This window comes from Sphingomonas epibiotica, assembly GCF_039615155.1.
Classification (GTDB): domain Bacteria; phylum Pseudomonadota; class Alphaproteobacteria; order Sphingomonadales; family Sphingomonadaceae; genus Sphingomonas.
On the sequence record NZ_JBDGHY010000006.1, the window covers coordinates 275795 to 297568 of the forward strand.

The 21774-nt window shown below is 65.8% G+C and carries 23 protein-coding genes; 10 read left to right on the plus strand and 13 right to left on the minus strand.

Features of this window, described 5'->3' with window-relative positions:
- The first annotated feature begins 8 nt into the window (after positions 1-8).
- Genes AAIO73_RS13945 through gltB form a run of 4 tightly spaced genes read left to right on the plus strand, consistent with a single transcriptional unit; the run spans position 9 to position 6749 of the window.
- Entirely contained in the window at positions 9-1454 is a 1446-nt protein-coding gene (locus AAIO73_RS13945) for an NAD(P)-dependent oxidoreductase (protein ID WP_345878805.1), read from the plus strand.
- Complete coding sequence (locus tag AAIO73_RS13950; protein ID WP_345878806.1) at positions 1451-1750, plus strand: nucleotidyltransferase domain-containing protein; 300 nt, start codon at positions 1451-1453, stop codon at positions 1748-1750. The genes AAIO73_RS13945 and AAIO73_RS13950 overlap by 4 nt, the downstream gene beginning before the upstream one ends.
- Entirely contained in the window at positions 1747-2220 is a 474-nt protein-coding gene (locus tag AAIO73_RS13955) for a hypothetical protein (RefSeq protein WP_345878807.1), read from the plus strand. The genes AAIO73_RS13950 and AAIO73_RS13955 overlap by 4 nt, the downstream gene beginning before the upstream one ends.
- Positions 2217-6749: a glutamate synthase large subunit gene (gene gltB / locus AAIO73_RS13960; RefSeq protein ID WP_345878808.1), complete on the plus strand. Its 4533-nt coding sequence runs from the start codon at positions 2217-2219 to the stop codon at positions 6747-6749. The genes AAIO73_RS13955 and gltB overlap by 4 nt, the downstream gene beginning before the upstream one ends.
- A gap of 18 nt (positions 6750-6767) precedes the next feature.
- Here gltB and AAIO73_RS13965 read toward each other — a convergent pair whose 3' ends face one another.
- Positions 6768-7112 carry a hypothetical protein gene (locus tag AAIO73_RS13965; RefSeq protein WP_345878809.1) on the minus strand — a complete coding sequence of 115 codons (345 nt, stop codon included), beginning with the start codon at positions 7110-7112 and terminating at the stop codon, positions 6768-6770.
- A 130-nt stretch (positions 7113-7242) separates the two neighbouring features.
- On the minus strand, positions 7243-7821 hold the full coding sequence (locus AAIO73_RS13970; RefSeq protein ID WP_345878810.1) for a hypothetical protein: 579 nt from the start codon (positions 7819-7821) through the stop codon (positions 7243-7245).
- A gap of 45 nt (positions 7822-7866) precedes the next feature.
- Between AAIO73_RS13970 and AAIO73_RS13975 the strand changes: the two genes are divergently transcribed.
- Entirely contained in the window at positions 7867-8538 is a 672-nt protein-coding gene (locus tag AAIO73_RS13975; protein WP_345878811.1) for a glutathione S-transferase family protein, read from the plus strand.
- Between the two features lie 518 nt (positions 8539-9056).
- On the opposite strand, the gene rpoN is transcribed toward AAIO73_RS13975, so the two are convergent.
- The 6 genes from rpoN to AAIO73_RS14005 all read right to left on the minus strand — a co-directional run bounded on the left by rpoN (position 9057) and on the right by AAIO73_RS14005 (position 14100).
- Positions 9057-10538 (minus strand): RNA polymerase factor sigma-54, encoded by a 1482-nt coding sequence (rpoN, locus tag AAIO73_RS13980; RefSeq protein ID WP_345878812.1) that lies wholly within the window; start codon positions 10536-10538, stop codon positions 9057-9059.
- A gap of 5 nt (positions 10539-10543) precedes the next feature.
- Positions 10544-11329: an LPS export ABC transporter ATP-binding protein gene (gene lptB / locus AAIO73_RS13985; RefSeq protein WP_345878813.1), complete on the minus strand. Its 786-nt coding sequence runs from the start codon at positions 11327-11329 to the stop codon at positions 10544-10546.
- Positions 11330-11452: 123 nt separating this feature from the next.
- Positions 11453-11998, minus strand: a complete 546-nt coding sequence (locus AAIO73_RS13990) for an LptA/OstA family protein (protein WP_345878814.1) — start codon at positions 11996-11998, stop codon at positions 11453-11455.
- A gap of 5 nt (positions 11999-12003) precedes the next feature.
- Positions 12004-12642, minus strand: a complete 639-nt coding sequence (gene lptC / locus AAIO73_RS13995; RefSeq protein ID WP_345878815.1) for an LPS export ABC transporter periplasmic protein LptC — start codon at positions 12640-12642, stop codon at positions 12004-12006.
- Between the two features lie 9 nt (positions 12643-12651).
- Complete coding sequence (locus AAIO73_RS14000) at positions 12652-13272, minus strand: ribonuclease D (RefSeq protein ID WP_345878816.1); 621 nt, start codon at positions 13270-13272, stop codon at positions 12652-12654.
- Between the two features lie 9 nt (positions 13273-13281).
- Positions 13282-14100: a TerC family protein gene (locus tag AAIO73_RS14005; RefSeq protein ID WP_345878817.1), complete on the minus strand. Its 819-nt coding sequence runs from the start codon at positions 14098-14100 to the stop codon at positions 13282-13284.
- Positions 14101-14318: 218 nt separating this feature from the next.
- On the opposite strand from AAIO73_RS14005, the gene AAIO73_RS14010 reads away from it, so the two are divergent.
- The 4 genes from AAIO73_RS14010 to AAIO73_RS14025 all read left to right on the plus strand — a co-directional run bounded on the left by AAIO73_RS14010 (position 14319) and on the right by AAIO73_RS14025 (position 17477).
- Positions 14319-15134 (plus strand): cold-shock protein, encoded by an 816-nt coding sequence (locus AAIO73_RS14010; RefSeq protein WP_345878818.1) that lies wholly within the window; start codon positions 14319-14321, stop codon positions 15132-15134.
- 96 nt (positions 15135-15230) lie between these two features.
- A complete protein-coding gene (locus AAIO73_RS14015; protein WP_345878819.1) occupies positions 15231-15587 on the plus strand; it encodes a bleomycin resistance protein in 357 nt (118 codons plus the stop codon).
- A gap of 98 nt (positions 15588-15685) precedes the next feature.
- Complete coding sequence (locus AAIO73_RS14020; protein WP_345878820.1) at positions 15686-16636, plus strand: glutathione S-transferase family protein; 951 nt, start codon at positions 15686-15688, stop codon at positions 16634-16636.
- A gap of 31 nt (positions 16637-16667) precedes the next feature.
- On the plus strand, positions 16668-17477 hold the full coding sequence (locus AAIO73_RS14025; protein ID WP_345878821.1) for a glutaminyl-peptide cyclotransferase: 810 nt from the start codon (positions 16668-16670) through the stop codon (positions 17475-17477).
- A gap of 107 nt (positions 17478-17584) precedes the next feature.
- Here the strand turns inward: AAIO73_RS14025 and AAIO73_RS14030 are convergent, their stop codons facing one another.
- From AAIO73_RS14030 to AAIO73_RS14045, 4 genes are all read right to left on the minus strand, one after another.
- Positions 17585-19195 (minus strand): cisplatin damage response ATP-dependent DNA ligase, encoded by a 1611-nt coding sequence (locus AAIO73_RS14030; RefSeq protein ID WP_345878822.1) that lies wholly within the window; start codon positions 19193-19195, stop codon positions 17585-17587.
- 49 nt (positions 19196-19244) lie between these two features.
- Positions 19245-19736, minus strand: a complete 492-nt coding sequence (locus AAIO73_RS14035; RefSeq protein ID WP_056455515.1) for a Dps family protein — start codon at positions 19734-19736, stop codon at positions 19245-19247.
- A 107-nt stretch (positions 19737-19843) separates the two neighbouring features.
- Positions 19844-20404 (minus strand): TMEM165/GDT1 family protein, encoded by a 561-nt coding sequence (locus AAIO73_RS14040; protein WP_345878823.1) that lies wholly within the window; start codon positions 20402-20404, stop codon positions 19844-19846.
- An 11-nt stretch (positions 20405-20415) separates the two neighbouring features.
- Positions 20416-20700: a hypothetical protein gene (locus tag AAIO73_RS14045; RefSeq protein ID WP_345878824.1), complete on the minus strand. Its 285-nt coding sequence runs from the start codon at positions 20698-20700 to the stop codon at positions 20416-20418.
- 180 nt (positions 20701-20880) lie between these two features.
- Between AAIO73_RS14045 and rpmG the strand changes: the two genes are divergently transcribed.
- On the plus strand, positions 20881-21048 hold the full coding sequence (gene rpmG, locus AAIO73_RS14050; RefSeq protein ID WP_055757016.1) for a 50S ribosomal protein L33: 168 nt from the start codon (positions 20881-20883) through the stop codon (positions 21046-21048).
- Positions 21049-21250: 202 nt separating this feature from the next.
- Here rpmG and mscL read toward each other — a convergent pair whose 3' ends face one another.
- Positions 21251-21715: a large conductance mechanosensitive channel protein MscL gene (gene mscL / locus AAIO73_RS14055; protein WP_345878825.1), complete on the minus strand. Its 465-nt coding sequence runs from the start codon at positions 21713-21715 to the stop codon at positions 21251-21253.
- Positions 21716-21774 lie beyond the last annotated feature (59 nt).

Here is a 21774-nt window from a genome sequence, read left to right on the forward strand (position 1 = left end):
AGGGCATTATGGCCGATCAAGCAATGCTGAAGTTCGTTTCGCGTCCGCAGGCCTATCCGGCCAAGCGGGAACCGGAACTGCGCGCCGAAGACTTTCGCGAGATCGCGGAGCGCTACGCACCGCCGACCGCCGAGGATCAGGCGGGACGCTGCTCGCAATGCGGCGTCCCCTATTGCTCGGTCCATTGCCCGCTGCACAACCATATCCCCGACTGGCTGCGCCTGACTGCCGAGGGGCGGTTGCAGGAAGCGTATCAACTGTCGAACAGCACCTCGACCATGCCCGAGATCTGCGGGCGCATCTGTCCGCAGGACCGGCTGTGCGAAGGCAATTGCGTCATCGAATTTTCGGGGCACGGCGCGGTCACGATCGGGTCGGTCGAAAAGTTCATCACCGACACCGCGTGGGAGAATGGCTGGGTAGAACCGGTCGCGGTCGGCCCGGTACGCGGCCAGTCGGTCGGGATCGTCGGGGCAGGCCCGGCGGGGCTGGCGGCGGCGGAATGGCTGCGCAACCTCGGTTACGAAGTGCATGTCTATGACCGGTACGACCGGGCGGGCGGGCTGTTGACCTATGGCATTCCCGGCTTCAAGCTCGAAAAGCCGGTCGTCATGCGCCGCGTCGAGCGGCTGAAGGAAGGCGGTATCGTCTTTCACGAAGGGTTCGAGGTCGGCCGCGACGCGAAACTCGACGAACTCCGGCAAAAGCACGACGCGATCCTGATCGCGACCGGCGTCTACAAGCCGCGTGCGATCAAGGCGCCGGGCGTCGGCAGCGGTGGCGTGGTCGATGCGCTCGACTATCTGACCACGTCGAACCGGATCGGCTTCGGTGACAGCGTGGCCGCCTATGACGACGGTTCGCTGAACGCGGTAGGCAAGAATGTCGTCGTTGTCGGCGGCGGCGATACCGCGATGGACTGTGTCCGTACCGCGATCCGCCAGGGGGCGAAGTCGGTAAAGTGCCTCTATCGCCGCGACCGCGCCAACATGCCCGGATCGCAGCGCGAGGTCGCCAATGCCGAGGAAGAGGGCGTCGAGTTCGTCTGGCTCTCCGCCCCCGCCGCGTTCGACGATCGCGATGGCCAAGTGGTGCAGGTCCGAGCGACCGGCATGCGGTTGGGCGCGCCCGACGCCTCGGGCCGTCGTGCGCCGGAGACCGATCCGGGCAACGAATTCGTACTCGACGCCGATCTGGTGGTGAAGGCGCTGGGCTTCGATGCCGAGGATCTGCCGACCCTGTTCGATGCGCCCGAACTGGGCGTCACCCGCTGGGGCACGGTGCGCGTCGACGGCAAGTCGATGATGACTTCGCTGGATGGCGTGTTCGCGGCGGGCGATATCGTGCGCGGTGCCTCGCTCGTGGTGTGGGCGATCCGCGACGGGCGTGACGTTACCGAGCGGATGCACGCCTATCTCAAGGCGAAGGCCAAGGCGGCGCGGGTCGCAGCATGAGGCTGAAGCCGAACGAGGTGCAGGCGATCAAGACGGCGGCGCGTGAAGCGTTCGGCGAGGATGTCGTCGTGCGCCTGTTCGGCAGCCGGGTACGCGACGACCTACGCGGCGGGGATATCGATCTGTTGGTCGAGGTCGAGGCGAGCATGGCGACCGAGGCATTGGCCGACCGGTTTCGCGATCGCCTGTTCGAGCGGATCGACGAGCAGAAGGTGGACGTCGTCTTCGCGCCGCGATCGGGCGAATGGTCCGATTTCGCTCGGATGGTCGCGCCGCAAGCGGTGATGTTGCCATGACCGATACCGATGCGGTCCTGCGTTCGACCTTGCTCAGGTGCCGACGCCTGTCGGACGGTATCGACGAGCTACGGCCACTCTTGTCGGGGCATCTGCCGACCGCGGTGTCGGAACTGGAAACGCTGCCATTGATCGAACGGGTCGCATCGATCGCCCTGCTCAAACGTGTCGAGCAGTTGCAAGACATGATCGCGCGGCTGGTCCGACTGGTCGCCGTCTGGGAATTGCTCGACACCGCGACGATGACCCGGCGCGATATTGCGAACTGGATGGAAAAAAGCCGGTTCGTCGACGATGCCGATCACTGGGTCGACCTGACGCTGCTGCGCAACCGACTGGTCCATGAATATCCGATCGACGAGGCGGAGCAGGTCCGCCGGGTCAATCAATGCTGGGATGCCGCGACGCAGTTGCAGTCGATCGTCACAGCCATCGTAACGTATCTTTCCAAGAAAGGGTTTGCGGCATGACCGACATGACCTCCGAACGCCTCCGCCTCGCCACCGAAGGCATGTACCGTCCCGAGTTCGAGGGCGACGCCTGTGGTGTCGGCATGGTCGCCGCGACCGATGGCAAGCCGTCGCGCCGCGTCGTACAGTCGGCGATCGATGCGTTGCGCGCGGTGTGGCACCGCGGCGCGGTCGATGCCGATGGCAAGACCGGCGATGGTGCCGGCATCCATGTCGATCTGCCGCACCGGTTCTTCGACGATGCGATCGCTGCCTCCGGGCACAAGCCGCTGCACGCGCGGCTCGCGGTCGGCATGGTGTTCATGCCGCGCACCGATCTGGGCGCGCAGGAAACCTGCCGCACCCTGGTCGAATCGGAGATCATCGAGGCAGGCTGGTCGATCTATGGTTGGCGGCAGGTGCCGGTCGACGTGTCGGTCATCGGCATGAAGGCGCAGGCGACGCGGCCCGAGATCGAGCAGATCATGATCGCCGGCCCCGCGCCGGAAGAGATGGACGAGGCCGAGTTCGAGAAGAACCTGTATCTGGTCCGCCGCCGGATCGAGAAGCGGATCATCGCCGCGCAGATCACCGGCTTCTACTTCTGTTCGCTGTCGTGCCGCTCGATCATCTACAAGGGGCTGTTCCTCGCCGAGAGCCTGTCGGATTTTTATCCCGACCTGACCGACGAACGCTTCGAATCGCGTGTCGCGATCTTCCACCAGCGTTATTCGACCAACACCTTCCCGCAATGGTGGCTGGCGCAGCCGTTCCGCTGCCTCGCTCATAACGGTGAGGTCAACACGATCCGCGGCAACAAGAACTGGATGCTCAGCCACGAGATCAAGATGGCAAGCATCGCGTTCGGTGAGCGCAGCGAGGATATCAAGCCGGTGATTCCGGCCGGTGCGTCGGACACGGCGGCGCTGGACGCGGTGTTCGAGACGATCTGCCGGTCGGGCCGCGACGCGCCGACCGCCAAGCTGATGCTGGTGCCCGAGGCGTGGCAGGGTGCCGCCGACATGCCCGAAGCGCATACCGCGATGTATGATTACCTCGCGAGCGTGATGGAGCCATGGGACGGCCCCGCCGCGTTGGCGATGACCGATGGCCGCTGGGCGGTCGCGGGTCTCGACCGCAACGCGCTGCGTCCGTTGCGCTATACGCTGACCGGCGACGGGCTGCTGATCGTCGGGTCGGAAGCGGGCATGGTGCCGGTCGCCGAAGCGACGGTAGTCGAGAAAGGCCGCCTGGGGCCGGGCGAGATGCTCGCCGTCGATCTGGGCGAGGGCAAGCTCTACAAGGACCGTGCGATCAAGGACAAGATTGCGGGCGAGGCGGACTATGCCGCGATGACCGGCAAGTTCCTGACCATCGACGACCTGCCCGCCGCCACCGCCGAGCCGCTGCGCTACGACCGTGCCGAACTGGCGCGGCGGCAGGTGTGCGCTGGGCAGACGCTGGAGGACATGGAGCTGATCCTGTCGCCGATGGTCGAAGGGGCCAAGGAAGCGATCGGGTCGATGGGCGACGATACGCCGCTGGCGGTCATTTCCGACAAGCCGCGCCTGATCAGCCATTTCTTCCGCCAGAATTTCTCGCAGGTCACCAACCCGCCGATCGACCCGTTGCGCGAGCGCTACGTCATGTCGCTCAAGACGCGGTTCGGCAATCTGGCCAACATCCTCGATGCCGCCGACCGGGGCAGCGCGGTGCTGGTGCTCGACAGCCCGGTGCTGACCAACACCGACTGGCTGCGGTTGAAGGCGCATTTCGGCGCCCAGGCCGCCGAGATCGACTGCACCTTCCCGGCGGGTGAGGGGCCGGAGGCGCTGCGCGCCGCCATCGCCCGCATCCGCGCACAGGCCGAACAGGCGGTGCGCGAGGGGCGCAGCGAGCTGTTCCTGACCGATGAGCATCTCGACGCGACCAAGGTGCCGATCGCCGGCGTGCTGGCCGCCGCCGCCGTCCATACGCATCTGGTGCGCAAGGGGCTACGCTCCTACGCGTCGATCAACGTGCGGTCGTCGGAATGCCTCGACACCCATTATTATGCGGTGCTGATCGGCGTCGGCGCAACGACGGTGAACGCCTATCTGGCCGAAGCCGCGATCGCCGACCGCCATGCGCGCGGCCTGTTCGGCGAGATCAGCATGGACGAGGCGCTGAAGCGCCATCGCACCGCGATCGACGAGGGACTGCTGAAGATCTTGTCGAAAATGGGGATCGCGGTGATCTCCAGCTATCGCGGCGGCTATAATTTCGAAGCGGTCGGTCTCAGCCGTGCGCTGGTCAACGACTTCTTCCCTGGCATGCCGGCGAAGATTTCGGGCGAGGGCTATCACTCGTTGCACGTCAACGCGACGCAGCGGCATGAGGCGGCGTTCGATACGGCGGTGGCGACGCTGCCGATCGGCGGCTTCTATCGCCAGCGTGGCGGTGGCGAGGCGCATGCCTATTCGGCGCAGCTGATGCACCTGCTCCAGACCGCCGTCGCGACCGACAGCTATTCGACCTATATGCAGTTTTCGCGCGGGGTGCGCGACCTGCCGCCGGTCTACCTGCGTGACGTGCTGGAATTCAACTTCCCCGATACCGGCGTGCCGATCGATCAGGTCGAGGCGATCACCGAGATCCGCAAGCGCTTCGTGACGCCGGGCATGTCGCTGGGCGCGCTCAGCCCGGAAGCGCATGAGACGCTGGCGATCGCGATGAACCGCATCGGCGCGAAGGCGGTGTCGGGCGAGGGTGGCGAGGACTCGATCCGCTACCAGCCGTACGAGAATGGCGATAACGGCAATTCGGTCATCAAGCAGGTGGCATCGGGCCGCTTCGGCGTCACCGCCGAATATCTCAACGCCTGTGACGAGATCGAGATCAAGGTCGCGCAGGGCGCCAAGCCCGGTGAGGGCGGGCAGCTGCCCGGCTTCAAGGTGACCGAGTTCATCGCCAAGCTGCGCCATGCGACGCCGGGGGTGACGCTGATCAGCCCGCCGCCGCACCACGACATCTATTCGATCGAGGATCTGGCACAGCTCATCTACGACCTGAAGCAGATCAATCCCAAGGCGCGGGTGTGCGTGAAGCTGGTCAGCTCGGCCGGCATCGGCACGGTCGCGGCGGGTGTGGCGAAGGCGCATGCCGACGTCATCCTCGTGTCGGGCCATGTCGGCGGGACTGGTGCGTCCCCGCAGACCTCGATCAAGTACGCCGGTACGCCGTGGGAAATGGGGCTGTCGGAGGTCAACCAGACGCTGACCCTCAACGGCCTGCGCGGGCGGGTGGTGCTGCGGACCGATGGCGGGCTCAAGACCGGGCGCGACATCGTCGCCGCCGCGATCCTGGGTGCCGAGGAGTTCGGCATCGGCACACTGAGCCTCGTCGCGATGGGCTGCATCATGGTGCGCCAGTGCCATAGCAACACCTGTCCCGTCGGCGTGTGCGTGCAGGACGAGCGGCTGCGCGCCAAGTTCACCGGCACGCCGGAAAAGGTCATTAACCTGATGACCTTCATTGCCGAGGAGGTTCGCGAGATCCTGTCGCGGCTGGGCGTGCGGTCGCTGGACGAGGTGGTCGGGCGGACCGAGTTCCTGCGGCAGGTCAGCCGTGGGGCGGAGCATCTCGACGATCTCGACCTCAACCCGATCCTGGCGAAGGTCGATGCCGAGGAGAGCCAGCGGCGCTTCAGCCTGTCGACGTTCCGCAACGACGTGCCCGACAGCCTCGATGCGCAGATGATCAAGGATGCGGCGGCGGTGTTCTCGCGCGGCGAAAAGATGCAGCTGACCTATTCGGTGCGCAACACCCACCGCGCGGTCGGTACCCGCCTGTCGAGCGAGATCACGCGGACCTTCGGCATGTCGAAGCTGGCCGATGGCCATGTGACGGTGCGGCTGCGCGGGAGCGCGGGGCAGAGCCTCGGCGCGTTCCTGTGCAAGGGTATCAAGCTCGAAGTGTTCGGCGACGCCAACGACTATGTCGGCAAGGGGTTGTCGGGCGGGACGATCGTGGTGCGGCCGATGGTGTCGTCGCCGCTCAAGAGCCATGAGAACACGATCGTCGGCAACACCGTGCTGTACGGCGCGACCTCTGGCCGGCTCTTCGCGGCGGGACAGGCGGGCGAACGCTTCGCGGTCCGCAATTCCGGCACGACGGTGGTGGTCGAGGGCTGCGGCGCCAATGGTTGCGAGTATATGACCGGCGGCGTCGCGGTGGTGCTGGGGCGGACCGGCACGAATTTCGGCGCAGGGATGACCGGCGGCATGGCGTTCGTCTACGACCATGACGACAGCTTTGAGCGGCACTACAACCCGGAGAGCATTACGCTGCACCGGCTCGGCTCGACACATTGGGAAGCGACCCTGCGCGACCTGGTGGAACAGCACCACGCCGCGACCGACAGCCGCTGGTCGGGGGCGATCCTCGAGGATTGGGACCGGTGCAAGGGCCGCTTCTGGCAGGTGGTGCCCAAGGAGATGCTGACGCGGCTGCCGCACCAGTTGCTCGACGATGCGGCGGGCGAACCGGGACAGGCGGTCGCCGCCGCCTGAACCAACGCGCCGCGACGGTCAGCCGACCGATCGTCGCGGCGCCGTGTCGAGCTCGGTCGAGCGCAGCCATGCCTCGGCCGCCTCGATAGTATCGAAATAGCGGGCGACGCGCCCCGCTGCCGCGCGGCGGACCTGCATCGCCGCCAGCGACTTCGCGACCACGAATGCGATACAAGACGCCGCGTTACGCGGATTGGCGAGGATGCGCTGAAACTCGGCGACGGCTTCGCTCGATTGAATATCGACATGCCGCATATCGACTAGCGTCCGATGCTGGTTGGGAGCGGTGTTCAGTCGCACCACCCCGTCGCCGATCGCGGCGTTGAGGCGGGCGATATCCGGGGGTTCGAAGAACCCACTCATCGTGATCCGCAAGATCCCCGACCCTGAGTCGGCAGTAAGGGTAAAGGTTGCTTCCATCGCATTATCGTGGCGCGCAACGGTTTCCGGATCGTATACTCCTGCCGAAAAGATGGCGTGCGCGGATAGACAATTAGGCTGATCCGTCTGATGCCGAGGCGGCATTTCGATTGCCTCCGATCGCAATCCAGCCAAGCGCGGCATAGCAGCCGAGGGCCCACCAGCCGCCATCGGTGGCGAACAGATAGGCGACGCCGATCAGCGTCAGGACCAGCGCGGTCGCGAGGGAAAGGCCGACCGGCAGCGTTGCCGCGAGCAGGACGGCGCCGGCAAGGGTCGCCACCACCGCCTGCACGCCCAGCCAAGCATAAGAGCCGGAAACACCGAGCGAACCGAAGCCCGGCAGCTTCACCGTCGCGAAGCCGCGCATCGCATTGGGGAAGGCATCGGCGGCAAGATGCAGGCCGATGCCGATCGCCAATCCGGCCATGACCGGACGCCAGTGGCGCGCGCACAGCGCCAGTCCGAGCGGCAGCAGCGAATGGGTCAGGGCGCTGCGGTGGCCGATCGGCAGCAACAGGTCGAGATCGGGCAGGGTGGTGCCGGCGATCCCGGCGCAGACGATCGCGGCGGCATGGACCAACGGTAGGGTTGATATGCGGACCAGCAGGATCGCGGCACCGAGCCACAGCAGCGCAATCAGTAATCCCACACGAATCCCCTTCCGCACCGCAGCCGTGCCGCCTAACACGAAGCCATGTGGCAGCTCCTGCAATTCCCGTTATGTCCCTTCTCGCGCAAGGTCCGTCTGCTGCTCGCGGAAAAGAGTATCGGTTATCAACCGGTTCGTGAATCGCCCTGGACGCGGCGCGACGAGTTTCTGCACTTGAACCCGGCGGGACAGACGCCGGTGATGATCGACGAAGCGGCGGGCATCCGGCTGATCGATTCGATGGCGATCTGCGAATATATCGAGGAGACGGGCGACAGGCCGGCGATGCTGAACGGCAGCGCCGCCGACCGCGCCGAACAGCGGCGGCTGGTGACGTGGTTCGACACCCAATTCTATCGCGAGATTACCGGCCCGCTGCTGATGGAGCGGATGGAGAAGCGCATCGTCCACCGCCAGACCCCGGATACGCGCGTGCTGCGCGAGGCGATGAAGGCGGCGGTCGAGCACCTCGACTATATCGACTATCTGCTCGATCACCGGCAGTGGATCGGCGGCGCGACGATGAGCCTCGCCGATCTTGCGGCGGCGGCGCAGATTTCGATTGCCGACTATCTGGGCGGGATCGACTTCAAGACCCACGACCTCGCCAAGCGCTGGTATGTCGGCATGAAGAGCCGGCCGAGTTTCCGGCCGCTGCTGGCCGAGCGAATGGAAGGCGTGCCGCCGCCGGCGGATTATGAAAAGCTGGACGTTTAGCGGGCGCTCGCTTGCATCCCGTTTGGTTCGAGCAGCTTCGAGCGAAGTCGAGAAGCGTCCGTCGAGAACGCGGCTCTGCGAAGAGAACGGCAACCGCTTCGTTCGTCCTGAGTAGCCATTGAGCCTGTCGAAATGGCATATCGAAGGACCCGTGCCACAAGTGCTTCGATACGGGTCTTCGACGTCGCTCAGCCCCTACTCAGCACGAACGGTTGCACGATGTATCCAATCATTCTTCCCCGTTCGCTTCGAGTTCGCCGAGAACCGTAGTCGAGAAGGCGGTGCCCAAAGCGGGCGCGTTCTCGACGGACGCTTTTCGACTTCGCTCGAAGCTGCTCGAATTGAACGGCTGGTGGGATCTGAAGCACTTAGCTAATTGGCGACGGCCAAAGTTCACAAAGTTCACACTCGTGCGCATTTTGCGTCGCGCATGACCTTGCCCTGTCGGCAGGGCGGCGGAATCTACGGCAGGAAAGAGCGCCCGCGATCCTGCCGCCGCCGTCCCCTGTAGGAAAGCCTTACCCGCCGAGCGCTTTCTGCCGCCGCCGTTGCACCGACGACCCCAGGCCGATCGCCTCGCGATATTTCGCGACCGTCCGCCTGGCGATGTCGAAGCCCTTGGCGTTGAGCAGTTCGACCAACGTGTCGTCGGACAGGATCTTCTTCGGATCCTCGCCTGCAATCAGGGTGCGGATCGCTTCCTTGACCGCGAGCGCCGATACCGCCTCGCCACCGTCGGCAGATTGAATGGCGGAGGTGAAGAAAAATTTCAGTTCGAACAGGCCGCGCGGGCAGGACAGATATTTGTTCGACGTCACGCGACTGACCGTCGATTCGTGCATCTCGATCGCCTCCGCCACCTTCGCCAACGTCAGTGGGCGAAGATGGGCGACGCCCTGCCGAAAGAACGCCTCCTGCTGCTTCACGATCTCGGTCGCGACCTTCAGGATGGTGCGCTGGCGCTGGTCGAGTGCCTTTACCAGCCAGTTGGCGCTGGCGAGGCAGTCGGACAGCCATGCCTTGGACGATTTGGTGCCGCCTGCGCTCAGTTCCGCGAAATAGCCGCGATTGACCAGCACGCGCGGCAGCGTCGCGCCGTTGATCTCGACCGCCCAGCCGTCGCCACGCGGCGCGACGAACAGGTCGGGGACCACCGACTGGGTGCGTTCGCCGCCGAAGCGGCAGCCGGGTTTCGGATCATAGCCGCGCAATTCGCGGATCATGTCGGCAAGGTCTTCCTCATCGACCTCGCAGATCCGGCGGAGTTGCGGCAGCGCGCCGCGTGCCAGAAGATCGAGATGGTCGAGCAGCCGCGCCATGCACGGATCGTAGCGGTCGACCTCGCGCGCCTGGATCGCAAGGCATTCGGCAAGGCTGCGCGCGCCGACACCGCTCGGGTCGAAGGTCTGGACGATGGTCAGCACCGATTCGACGCGCGCGAGCGGCACGCCGAGGCGGTTGGCGATGTCGAGCAGCGATCCCGACAGATAGCCGCAATCGTCGATCTGGTCGATGATCGCGCTGGCGATGAACAGGTCGGCGCCGGACACGCAGGCCCCGGCCTGTTGCAGCAGATGGTCGACCAGCGACACATCGGCGCTGGCCAGCGCGTCGAGATCGGGCGCGTCCTCATAGCCGCCCGCCCCGGTCGCGGCGAGGCCAAGGCCGCCGTCGAGCGAGCCGACGCCGTCCGAGGCGCTGTCATGATGAAAGGTGTCGCCGAGATCGAGGTCGAGCGACTCGCCGCTTGCCGCGCCGAGGCCAAGCAGTTCGTCCGACCCGGCGGGTTCGCCGGAAGGAGCGGGTTCGGGCGCTTCGGGCGCGGGGCCGTCATCGTCGCTGCCGCCCGATTCGAGCAGCGGGTTCTTTTCGATCTCCTCGGCGAGGAAGCCTTCGATCTCCAGATTCGACAGCGCGAGCAGGCGGATCGCCTGCTGCAACTGCGGCGTCATCACCAGCGATTGCGACTGGCGCAGGTCGAGGCGCGGGGCGAGGCTCATCGCGGTTAGAGTTCGAAGCCTTCGCCGAGATAGAGGCGGCGGACATTGGCGTCGGCGACCAGTTCGGCCGGCGATCCGGCGAACAGCACGCGGCCGTCATAGATGATGTACGCGCGGTCGACGATTTCGAGCGTCTCACGGACATTGTGGTCGGTGATGAGCACGCCGATGCCGCGCGACTTGAGCTGGATCACGAGATCGCGAATGTCGGCGATCGAGATCGGATCGATGCCGGCAAAGGGTTCGTCGAGCAGGATGATCGTCGGATTGGCCGCGAGCGCGCGGGCGATTTCAGCGCGGCGCCGCTCGCCGCCCGACAGCGCCATCGCCGATGCGGTGCGCAGCCGGGTCAGTCCGAATTCGTCGAGCAGCTGTTCGAGCCGCGCGGCACGCGCCGCTTTGTCCGGTTCGGCGAGTTCGAGCACGGCGAGGATGTTCTTTTCGACCGACAGGCCCCGAAAGATCGAGGTTTCCTGCGGCAGATAGCCCAGCCCGAGGATCGCGCGGCGATACATGGGCAGCGCGGTGATATCCTCGCCATCGAGCAGGATGCGGCCGGCATCGGGCTTCACCAGGCCCATGGCGGAATAGAAGCTGGTCGTCTTGCCCGCGCCATTGGGTCCGAGCAGTCCAACGACTTCGCCGCGCCCGACCGACATCGACACGTCGGACAGCACGACCCGCTTGTCATAGGATTTGGCGATCGACACGACCGACAGCCCCGTGTCGGAGGGCAGTTCGTGGACCGGGACAGCATCGGCGCTGCGGGACAACAGGGTGGTGTCGGTCATCGGCAGCGTCCTGATCGCATTGCAATAGTTACCGTACCGTTAGGACGGTTCGATTGGCAGGAATATTGCATGAAAGGCGTATGCAAGCAAAGGTCCGATCACCGACCCGCCCGGAAAGTGCGATTAGTTGCGCCGGGGTACCGAGAAGCGACCGGTGACGCGGCCACCGCTTTGCTGGACCGAGCCGTCGGGGGCACGGGTCGTGCCGACACCCGAGCCGTCGATCGTCGCGCGGCCGGTGTCGAGGTCGATCGACAGCCGCCCGCCGGTCAGGGTGTTGGCCCCCTGCGTCAACTGCACGCCGCCGATCATGGTCACGACGCGGCGGTTGACGTCATAGACGGCGAAGCGCGATTTGGCGGTCTGATCGGGACGGGTGACGGTGACGTTGCCGGTCGCGTCCATGCGCGATGCCTGGGGCGAGGCGCCTTCGGTAATCTGGCCGGTATAGGCGACGACGAGGCGGTCGGCGGTCAGCGTCATGGTCGACTGGCGGATGGTCACCCCGCCGGTCAGCACCGCGCGGTTGGCGCGATCCTGCAACTCTATGGCATTGGCCGAGAAATCGATCGGCGCGTTCGAATCATGCCGCGTCTGCGCCGGAGCCGAACCCGCAATGGCGAGGAAGCCGAAGGTGGCGATAAGGCCCGGTAGCGCTTGACGAATCATCGCGGCTATTTCGTGCGTGCCGGGTCGATACGCAAGCGGGCATTGCCGGTCAGCCGCACGGTGCGCGACTCGAGATCGGCATCGAGCCGGTCGCCGCTGAACGTGCCCATCGCCGTCGTGCCGGTTACCGCGCTGCCGCTTTGCAGGCGGCGGGTCTTCAGGTCGACGGTCGCGTCGTTGGTATCGAGCGTATAGCCGTCCGCCGCGCGGAAGCGGATCGGGCCGTTCACATCGACCTGTTCGTCGCGCATGTCGTACCGGCCGCGCGGCGCGGTCAGGCGGGCGGGGCCATCGGGCAGGCGGATGGCTGCGGCCAGTTCCTGCAGCTGCACGACCGGTTCGGCCGAGCTTTTCTGCACCGCCGACCCGGCATCGATGACGAAGGGCTGGCCCTTGGCATCCTGTCCGCGATATTCGGCGGCGCGCAGCCGCATCCGTTCCTGCGCGACATCGACCTTGTTCTTGTCGAGCACGAAGCTGGTATCGCCGCGCATGAATAGTGGCGCCATCACCAGAAACGCCGCCAGCACGCCGATGCCGATCGGCAGCGCGACCATCAGCACCGCGATCAGCCGATCATGCGCGCTGCCGGGCGCGGCACGGCGTTGCCGGCGAGAGCGTTCCTGGCGGGCGATTTCCGACATCGGCGTCCCTTACATATGCGCGAAGATGTCGGTCTCGGGCCAGCCGGCGAGATCGAGGGCGGCACGGTGCGGCAGGAAATCGAAACAGGCCTGCGCCAGATGCGTGCGGCCTTCGCGCGCCAGCCGCTTGGCCAGTTCCTCGCGCAGAGCGTGGAGAAAGCGGACGTCGGAGGCGGCATAGTCGCGTTGCGCATCGGACAGCACCGGACCGCCCCAGTCGGACGATTGCTGCTGCTTGGACAGTTCCTGCCCGAGCAGTTCGCGGACCAGTTCCTTCAGCCCGTGGCGGTCGGTGTAGGTGCGGACCAGTCGCGACGCGATCTTGGTGCAGAATACCGGGCCGGCGGTGACGCCGAGGTAATGCTGGATCGCGGCGAGGTCGAACCGGCCGAAATGATAGAGCTTCACCCGCGCCGGATCGGCAAGCACCGCCTTCAGATTCGGGGCGGCATAGTCGCTGCCGGGGTTGAAGCGGACGAGATGCTGGTCCTCGCCGCCGTCTGACAGCTGCACGACGCACAGCCGGTCGCGCGGGGTGATGAGGCCCATCGTCTCGGTATCGACGGCGATGTCGGCGCCGGGGGCGAAGACGCCTTCGGGCAGATCTTCTTCGTGGAAATAAACGGTCATCGAATGCGCCTAGCGGTTGGAGGGGGCGCGCTCAATGGCCTCGCGCGCTGCTCGCTTCTTTGCCTTGGATCGGCGCGAGACGATATTGAGCGTCTCGACCCCGGCCGAGAAGGCCATGGCGGCATAGATATAACCCTTGGGCACATGCACGCCGAAGCCGTCGGCGATCAGCACCGCGCCGATCATCAGCAGGAAGCCGAGCGCCAGCATGACCACGGTCGGATTGGCATTGATGAAGCGCGCCAGCGGATCGGCGGCGACCAGCATGATGCCGACGGTCACGATCACCGCCGCCATCATGATCGGGACTTCGTCGGTCATGCCGACCGCGGTCAGGATCGAATCGATCGAGAACACCATGTCGAGTGCGACGATCTGCGCGATCGCCGATCCGAACGACAACGCGGTCTTGCCCTGTTTGTCGAGCGCTTCGCCGGTGGGTTCGTCATCCATCGTGTGATGAATCTCCTTGGTCGCCTTCCACACGAGGAACAGACCGCCGGCGATCAGGATCAGGTCGCGCCATGAGAAGGCGGTTTCGAAGCTCGGCCGGCCATAGCCGTCGGGCCGGCCCTGAATACCCAGGTCGAATACCGGGTTGGTCAGCGAGACGATGAAGGCGATCATCGACAGCAGCAACAGTCGCATGACCAGCGCGAGACCGATACCGATTCGCCGCGCCAGTTGTTGCTGATGCGCCGGCAACTTGTTCGACAGAATCGAAATGAAGATGAGATTGTCGATGCCGAGCACGACTTCGAGCACGACCAGCGTGAAAAAGGCTGCCCAGGCAGTCGGATCGGCGACAAGCGCCAAGATGGTGTCCATGCGAGGATTCTGTGCCGTCTTCGCCACATAACCGCAAGATAATCGCGAGGTTCGCGGCCACCGGAACGATTGCAACGGCGAAATTCGTTTGGGGCCGCGCGCTTTTACGCTATGGCAGGGCTGTGGCACCCGGTTTGGCGGTGCCCGGACACCTGCGTTTTTCGCTCGGCGCTTGGGTTTAGAATGAAGTTGGGCGAACCGGGAAGACGAACAGGGCAATGAGTTTCGATCGAGGACGGCGCGGCGAGCGCGGTGGGCGCGGCAGGGACAAGCGCGACGGTTTTGGTGACGAAGGCGGCAGCTATGGCGGCGGCGGCTTCGGCGGCGATCGCGGTGGCTTCGGCGGCGGTGGATTCGGTGGCGGCGGTTTCGGCGGCGGCGGCGGTTACGGTGATCGCGGCGGCGGCTTCGGCGGCGGCGGCGGTGGTTTCCGCGGCGGCGGTGGCGGCTTCGGCGGCGGCGGTGGCGGCTTTGGTGGTGGCGGCGGCGGTGGCCGCGGCATGCCGCCACAGGTCGTCGGCGAAGCGACCGGCGTGGTCAAGTTCTTCAACGCGCAGAAGGGCTTCGGTTTCGTGGTCCGTGATGATGGTGGCGAAGACGTGTTCGTCCACATCTCTGCCGTCGAACAGGCTGGCTTGAGCGCGCTGGCCGAAGGTCAGCCGATGGGCTTCACCCTCGTCGATCGTGGCGGCCGCATCTCGGCGACCGACCTGAAGATCGACGGCGAGCCGATGCCGGTCACCGGCGGCGGCGCCCCGCGCGAACCGCGCGAAGGCGGCCCGCGTGGCGGCGGCATGGGCGGCCCGCAGCGGCAGCTGACCGGCGAGCGCGCGAGCGGCGTCGTGAAGTTCTTCAACGCGATGAAGGGCTTCGGCTTCATCCAGCGCGACGATGGCCAGCCGGACGCATTCGTCCACATCTCGGCCGTCGAGCGTGCGGGTCTGCCGACGCTCAATGAAGGCGATCGTCTCGAGTTCGAACTCGAAGTCGACCGTCGCGGCAAGCACGCCGCGGTGAACCTCAACAAGCTTTGAGGTTCGCGCTTCGGCGATAGACAAGGGGCCGGTCGCTCGCAGGGGTGACCGGCCCTTTTCGTTTGCGCGGCGTGCGCGCGCGACTCGGAGCTTCGAATGGATCTGGCGACACCCAATTTGCCGTCGCGCGACTTTGCGGTGACCTCGGCGTTCTTCGCCGCGCTCGGCTTCGTCGAAACGTGGCGCGATGCGACGTGGATGATCCTGGAGCGCGGGTCGCTGAAGCTCGAATTCTTTCCCTGGCCCGACTTCGATCCGACGACGAGCGGCTATGGCAGCTGCCTGCGGCTCGACGACCTCGACGCTTTCTATGCGGTCGCAAAGGCGGCGGGCATTGCGGAGAAACCGACGGGATTTCCCCGGCTGCAACCGGCGCGCGAACAGAACGGCCTGCGCATCGGCGCGTTGCTCGACCCCGATAGTTCGTTGTTGCGGCTGATCCAGAATCCCTGACGGGTTCGACGTCCGATTGCGCCGGTGCGACACACTTACGGTCGAGAACCCCGACCCATCCTCGCTCGTTGCACTGCCGGACAGCGAAGGGATCGCCGATGGGCATGTTGCAGCACGGGGTTTGGACCAACGATACGCCGGTCGCGCCGACCGATGCGTCGGGCAATTTCCAACGGGCGGAGAGCGGGTTTCGCGACTGGTTGACGCGCAACGGCGATGCGGGGCCGGACGGGCAGCGCGGCTGGCCGGCCGAGGTCGGGCGCTATCACTTATATGTCAGCCTTGCCTGTCCATGGGCGCATCGGACGCTGGTGGTGCGGGCGCTGAAAGGACTGGAGGATTTGCTGCCGGTGACGGTAGTCGGGCCGCTGATGGGGGCGCAGGGGTGGAGCTTTGCTGAGGCGTTCGGCGGGACGGGCGATCCGGTCAACGGCGTCGACCATCTGCATCAACTCTATACGCTTGCCGACCCCGACATGACCGGCAAGGTCACGGTGCCGGTGTTGTGGGACAAGGTCGAACGGCGGATCGTCAACAACGAATCGTCGGAGATCATCAGAATGCTGAATACGGCGTTCGACGATCTGGGCGCGACGCCGGGCGACTTTTATCCACAGGCGCTGCGTGGCGAGATCGATGCGGTCAACGACCGCGTCTATGGCACCGTCAACAACGGCGTCTATCGCGCCGGCTTCGCGACGACGCAGGCGGCCTATGACGAGGCGGTCGGAGCGTTGTTCGAGTCGCTCGACTGGCTGGAGGAAGGCTTGACCGGCCAATGGCTGGTCGGGAATCGACTGACCGAGGCGGATATCCGGTTGTTCACCACGCTGGTACGGTTCGATCCGGTCTATCATGGTCATTTCAAATGCAATGTCCGGCGGTTGCTCGATTATCCGCGGTTGCGCGCGCTGACCGAACGGATTGCGGCGCTGCCGGGGGTCGCGGCGACGATCGACCTCGACCAGATCAAGACGCACTATTATCGCAGCCACAAGGACATCAACCCGACCGGGATCGTGCCCGCCGGACCGGCGGTGCCGTTCTGATCGTTCAGGGGGTGGCAAGGCGAATGCGAGGATGACGACGACCATGATCCGCTGGTTCCTGCCGGTGAGCCTTGCGCTCGCCTCCGTCGCGTCGGCCCAGGCCGTTGCGCCGCCGCCTGCGCCGGTGCAGCCGGTGCCGGTCGAAGGCATTTCGGCGCGGATCGTGGCGCGCTATCCGCATGATCGCACTGCCTTTACCCAAGGGCTGGTGTGGTATGACGGCGCGCTGTTCGAGAGCACCGGGCAGCCGGGCGTGTCCGATGTGCGGCGGGTCAACCTGACCGACGGCAAGGTGCTGGCGCGGGCGCGGCTGCCTGGGCAGCAGTTCGGCGAGGGGCTGGCGGTCGATGGGCAACAACTGGTCAGCCTGACATGGCAGGACGGCATCGCGCATCGCTGGAACCCGAAGACGCTGAAGGCGGTCGGAAGCGCGCGCTATCCGGGCGAAGGCTGGGGGCTGGCGAGCGACAGCCAGTCGCTGATCCTGTCTGACGGGACGCCGACGCTGCGCTTCCTCGATCCCAAGACGTTCAAGGAGCGGCGGCGGGTGACGGTGACCGCCAATGGCCGGCCGGTGCATAACCTGAACGAACTGGAGATGATCGACGGCAAGCTGTGGGGCAATATCTGGCACCGCGACTATATCGTGCGGATCGATCCGGCGACGGGCGCGGTCGACGGACTGGTCGATCTGGCGCCGCTGCGTGCGGAACTGGGACCGCTCGACCCGGAAGCGGTGTTGAACGGGATTGCTTGGGATGCAGCGGGCAAGCGGTTGTTCGTGACGGGGAAATGGTGGCCGACGCTGTTCGAGATCGCGTTGGAGCCGGTTGCCGGGTGATCGCTCCGTATCCCCGCACAGGCGGGGGTCCGGGGTTGCAGGAAGCTACGGTCGTTCTGCTGGGTTCTGGACCCCCGCCTGCGCGGGGGTACGGGTCGGGCGAGGGGCTAGCTCACCAGCTTCAATAACGTCGCGACATGATCGGCCTCGGCCGCTGGCTTGTCGGTGCGGATGCGGTTGATGCGGGGGAAGCGCATCGCGACGCCCGATTTGTGGCGTTTGGAGGCATGGATCGAATCGAACGCGACTTCGAGGACCAACGTCTTCTCGACCTCGCGCACCGGGCCGAATCGCTGTACGGTATGCTGGCGGACGAAGCGGTCGAGGTCCTTCAGTTCGGCATCGGTGAAGCCCGAATAGGCCTTGCCCACCGGCAGCAGCTCGCCGCCCTCGGCCGGATCGGCGGTCCAACAGCCGAAGGTATAGTCGGAATAGAAGGACGAGCGTTTACCGCTACCGCGCTGTGCGTACATCATCACGCAATCGGCGACGAGCGGGTCGCGCTTCCATTTGTACCACAACCCGACGCGACGCCCGGCGACATAGGGTGAGTCGCGCCGCTTAAGCATGACGCCCTCGATCGCGGCGTCGCGCGCGCCGCTGCGAATGTCGGCCAGCGCATCGAAGTCGGCGGCGTCGATCAGCCGTGACAGGTCGAAGACCTGGGCGTCGAGGCGCGGCACGAACGCTTCGAGCCGGGCGCGACGGGCGGTCCAGGGCTGGTCGCGCAAATCCTCCGTGCCATCGAAGAGAATGTCGTAGAGGCGGACGAAGGCGGGATAGTCCGCCAGCATCGCCTTCGACACGATCTTCCGCCCCAGCCGCTGTTGCAGCGCGTTGAAGCTGGCGGCACCGGCGTCTTCATGGACGCTCGCCCCCTGTCCCTCGCCGCGGACCAGCAATTCGCCATCGAGTACGCCAGGTGTGCGGAAGGCGGCGGCGACTTCGGGAAAGGCGGCGGTGATGTCGTCGCCCGCGCGGCTGTAGAGTCGGGTCTCGCCACCGACATGGACCAGCTGCACCCGGATGCCGTCCCATTTCCATTCGGCGGCATAGTCGGCGAGGTCGACCACGCCGTCGTCGAGCGGATGGGCGAGCATGAACGGGCGGAACACCGGCAGATCGGCGGCATGCGGCTGCTCGCCGCGCCCCTCGGCCCAGGCGAAGAGTTCGACATAGGGCGGGGCGAGACCGTGCCAGACCTCTTCGACCGCATCGACATCGAGCCCGAACGCCTGCGCCAGTGCGGTCTTGGCGAGGCGGGCGGACACGCCGACGCGCAACGCCCCGGTCGCCAGCTTCAACAGCGCATAGCGTTCGTCCGATTCGAGCCGGTCGAGCATGTCGGCCAGTGCGCGCGGTGCGTCGGAACGCGACAGGCTGGCGAGGCGGGTGACGACGGTGTCGAGCGTCAGCGGGTCGCTATCAGGGATCGCGCCGGGCGGCGGTTCGGGCCATAGCAGCGCGACCGTCTCGGCCGTGTCGCCGACGAAATCGCGGCTCATCGCGAACAGGACCGGATCGGTGCGTTCGGTAATGAGCGCGCGAATTGTCGCCGATTTGACGGCGGGCAGGTCGAGATCGCCGGTCAGCGCCGCAATCGCCCAGCCGCGATCGGGATCGGGTGTGTCGCGTAGATAGGTGCCGATCAGCGCCAATTTGGCATTGCGCGACCGGGTGTAGATCAGGCGGTCGAGCAGGTCGGCAAAGGCGCGCATCGGTTCGTGCGGGACAGGCGGGGCGGCATGGACCGCCCCGCACGCCCGATCAGCCCTTACGAGCGGCTTCGAACAGGAACCAGGCGCGTTCCTCGGCCTGGTCGATCCAGTCGTCGGCAAGGCTGCTGGTCGCGGTGTCGCCAGCGTCTTCGGCGGCCTCACGCGCTTCGCGCAGCCGCTCGACCAGCTTCAGATTGTCGTCGCGCAGCTCGGCGAGCATGTCGTCGGGCTTCACGAAATCCTTGTCATTGTCCTTGATCGCGGCGCGACGAGCGACATCGCCGATCGAGCGCAGCGTGGTGTTGCCGGTCTTGCGCACGCGCTCGGCAATGACGTCGGTGACCGCCAGGATCTGCGACGCCTGATCGTCGAGCATCAGGTGATAGTCGCGGAAATGCGGGCCGGACACATGCCAGTGGAAATTCTTGGTCTTCAGATACAAGGTGAAGCAGTCGGCCAGCGCGGCGTTCAGCCCGTCGGCGACGGTCACCGTCTTGTTGTTGGGCAGGTCGGTCGGCGTGTCGAGCGCGGGATTGGTCACGGGGAAAGTCTCCGGCTGGATATGGTTCGGTTCAGCAACGATCGCGCTGCCGAATCTTTCCGCCACGCTCCAGTCAAAAATCCGGTCGCGGTGATCGTCCGGCTGGATCACAGCAGCCGCAGCGCGCCAAGGCCGACGACCGCACCGGTCAGGCCGAGCAGCAGCATCGTCACGATACGAATCACGGGGAAGGGCAGTTTCTGCCAGTCGCGCTCGCCCAGCGTCGCGGCGGCCAGCAGCAGGACTGCGCCCGCCAGCGACGCACCGATCGCGCCGGCCACCGGATCGGGTGTGCGCGCGACGAGGGCGAAGACGAGGAACTGGCTGCGATCGCCGAGCGCCAGCACCGCCGTGCCGAGCAGTCCGGTCGGGAAGGGCGGCAGCCGCCAGCTGTCGAGGCGATCCTTGATCCGTGCCGGGATCGGCGCGGCGGTGGCCGCTGCGATCAGCGCGAGGGCGAGCATCGCGTTGCGCGCGTTCGGAGTCATGGCCGGCGCAACGAGCATCCCGCCGATCGCCGCAAGCCCGAAGCCGATCGTCTTCGCGACGATAGCCCCCCATAGCGCACCGCGTCCGAGCCGATCGGACAGGATCGCAGCGAGCAGCGGCGGGCGGTCGCTCACCCCCGCCAGCAGGACCGCGACGAACGCGGGAACGAGCGGGTCCATCGGGTGCCGGTTCAGTCGGCGAGGCGCACCGTGCAGGCCGCGGCATAGGCCTGTGCCGTCGCGACGTCGCTGCGGCCGCAATGCATCGCTTCGCGGGCGAGCGCGGTCCATTCGCCGATCGACCGTCGTTCGCCGCGCGCCATGGCGGCATCGACGACGGCGAGGACGCTCAGCGCGGGGAGGCTCGATTCGGCGGTGGCGATGGCGCGAATCGCCTCGATCTCGGCAAGGGGGCACGCGCGGTATCCGACGCGCAGTGCCCGTTCCGCATCGATATGTGCTGCCTCGATCCGCATCCCGACCTCCAAAGCCTTGAATCAGAACCTAGGATGACTTGGTTACGTTCCGGTGAAGACCGCTCGCCTTGACTTCGGCGCGCATTTGGCCCATGCGCCCATGTCTTGCAGCAGCCCCCATGTGGCGGGCCGCTTTTTATTGTCAATTCGCGGGCGTCAGGCCCAAGGGGTTTTTGGGTCATGGCAAAGCCGACCACCGTCAAGATCAAGCTCGTCAGCTCGGCCGATACCGGCTTCTTCTATGTCACCAAGAAGAACCCGCGCAACCAGACCGAAAAGCTGACCTTCCGCAAGTACGATCCGGTCGTGCGCAAGCATGTCGAGTTCAAGGAAGCGAAGATCAAGTAAGCCGCGCCGGTCCAGCCGGACCGGACGTGCCACTCGGGGCTTTCGAAACCCGCCGGATGTCGATGGACGACCGGCGGGTTTTGCTGTGTCGGTTTCGATCGGGCGGCTGGTCCGGCCAGACCGAGCGTCGTCCGTGCGTCCGATTTCAGGTTGGAACCGGAACCGTTCGCGACTCCTGCCGTCGCCATCGTCCGGAGGGCGATCAGTCCCTTTCCCGCGCCGCGCGCAGTTCGTCGCGGATTTCGCGGAGTAGCGCGATATCGGCCGGATCAGCGGCTGGGGGTGCTTCGCCGCTCTTCTGCTCTTCATGGACGACCGCGATCGCCCGGTTCACGAACTTGACCAGCAGGAACACGATGAAGGCGAGGATCAGGAAATTGATCACCACGCTGATGAATTCGCCATAACCGAACAGCGGCACGCCCGCCGCCTTCAGCGCGGCATAGTTGGTCGGCGACCCGGTATAGCCTGCTGGAATCGGCCCAAGTTGCAGGAAGTAGCTGGAGAAATCGAAGCCGCCGAAGAGATAGCCGATCACCGGCATGATGATGTCGTCGGTCAGCGATTTGGTAATCGTACCGAACGCCGCGCCGATGATGACGCCGACCGCGAGGTCGAGGACGTTGCCGCGCGCGACGAAGGTGCGGAATTCCTTGAGCATTCCCATGACCATCTCCCCATGGTTGAGGACGCTGTTGTGCTTCGATACGGTGCGTACAGGCAAGG

Bases quoted from the DNA above. Each gene is read 5' to 3' on its own strand.
- AAIO73_RS13990 (WP_345878814.1), bottom strand. From the start codon at position 11,998: ATGATTCGTCAAGCGCTACCGGGCCTTATCGCCACCTTCGGCTTCCTC.
- AAIO73_RS14020 (WP_345878820.1), top strand. From the start codon at position 15,686: ATGGGCATGTTGCAGCACGGGGTTTGGACCAACGATACGCCGGTCGCG.
- AAIO73_RS13965 (WP_345878809.1), bottom strand. From the start codon at position 7,112: ATGAGTGGGTTCTTCGAACCCCCGGATATCGCCCGCCTCAACGCCGCG.
- AAIO73_RS14005 (WP_345878817.1), bottom strand. From the start codon at position 14,100: ATGGACACCATCTTGGCGCTTGTCGCCGATCCGACTGCCTGGGCAGCC.
- AAIO73_RS14045 (WP_345878824.1), bottom strand. From the start codon at position 20,700: ATGCGGATCGAGGCAGCACATATCGATGCGGAACGGGCACTGCGCGTC.
- AAIO73_RS14015 (WP_345878819.1), top strand. From the start codon at position 15,231: ATGGATCTGGCGACACCCAATTTGCCGTCGCGCGACTTTGCGGTGACC.
- AAIO73_RS14040 (WP_345878823.1), bottom strand. From the start codon at position 20,404: ATGGACCCGCTCGTTCCCGCGTTCGTCGCGGTCCTGCTGGCGGGGGTG.
- AAIO73_RS14000 (WP_345878816.1), bottom strand. From the start codon at position 13,272: ATGACCGTTTATTTCCACGAAGAAGATCTGCCCGAAGGCGTCTTCGCC.
- rpoN (WP_345878812.1), bottom strand. From the start codon at position 10,538: ATGAGCCTCGCCCCGCGCCTCGACCTGCGCCAGTCGCAATCGCTGGTG.
- AAIO73_RS13955 (WP_345878807.1), top strand. From the start codon at position 1,747: ATGACCGATACCGATGCGGTCCTGCGTTCGACCTTGCTCAGGTGCCGA.
- rpmG (WP_055757016.1), top strand. From the start codon at position 20,881: ATGGCAAAGCCGACCACCGTCAAGATCAAGCTCGTCAGCTCGGCCGAT.
- gltB (WP_345878808.1), top strand. From the start codon at position 2,217: ATGACCGACATGACCTCCGAACGCCTCCGCCTCGCCACCGAAGGCATG.
- lptC (WP_345878815.1), bottom strand. From the start codon at position 12,642: ATGTCGGAAATCGCCCGCCAGGAACGCTCTCGCCGGCAACGCCGTGCC.
- AAIO73_RS14025 (WP_345878821.1), top strand. From the start codon at position 16,668: ATGACGACGACCATGATCCGCTGGTTCCTGCCGGTGAGCCTTGCGCTC.
- AAIO73_RS14030 (WP_345878822.1), bottom strand. From the start codon at position 19,195: ATGCGCGCCTTTGCCGACCTGCTCGACCGCCTGATCTACACCCGGTCG.
- AAIO73_RS13975 (WP_345878811.1), top strand. From the start codon at position 7,867: ATGTGGCAGCTCCTGCAATTCCCGTTATGTCCCTTCTCGCGCAAGGTC.
- AAIO73_RS13945 (WP_345878805.1), top strand. From the start codon at position 9: ATGGCCGATCAAGCAATGCTGAAGTTCGTTTCGCGTCCGCAGGCCTAT.
- AAIO73_RS14010 (WP_345878818.1), top strand. From the start codon at position 14,319: ATGAGTTTCGATCGAGGACGGCGCGGCGAGCGCGGTGGGCGCGGCAGG.
- mscL (WP_345878825.1), bottom strand. From the start codon at position 21,715: ATGGGAATGCTCAAGGAATTCCGCACCTTCGTCGCGCGCGGCAACGTC.
- AAIO73_RS13950 (WP_345878806.1), top strand. From the start codon at position 1,451: ATGAGGCTGAAGCCGAACGAGGTGCAGGCGATCAAGACGGCGGCGCGT.
- lptB (WP_345878813.1), bottom strand. From the start codon at position 11,329: ATGACCGACACCACCCTGTTGTCCCGCAGCGCCGATGCTGTCCCGGTC.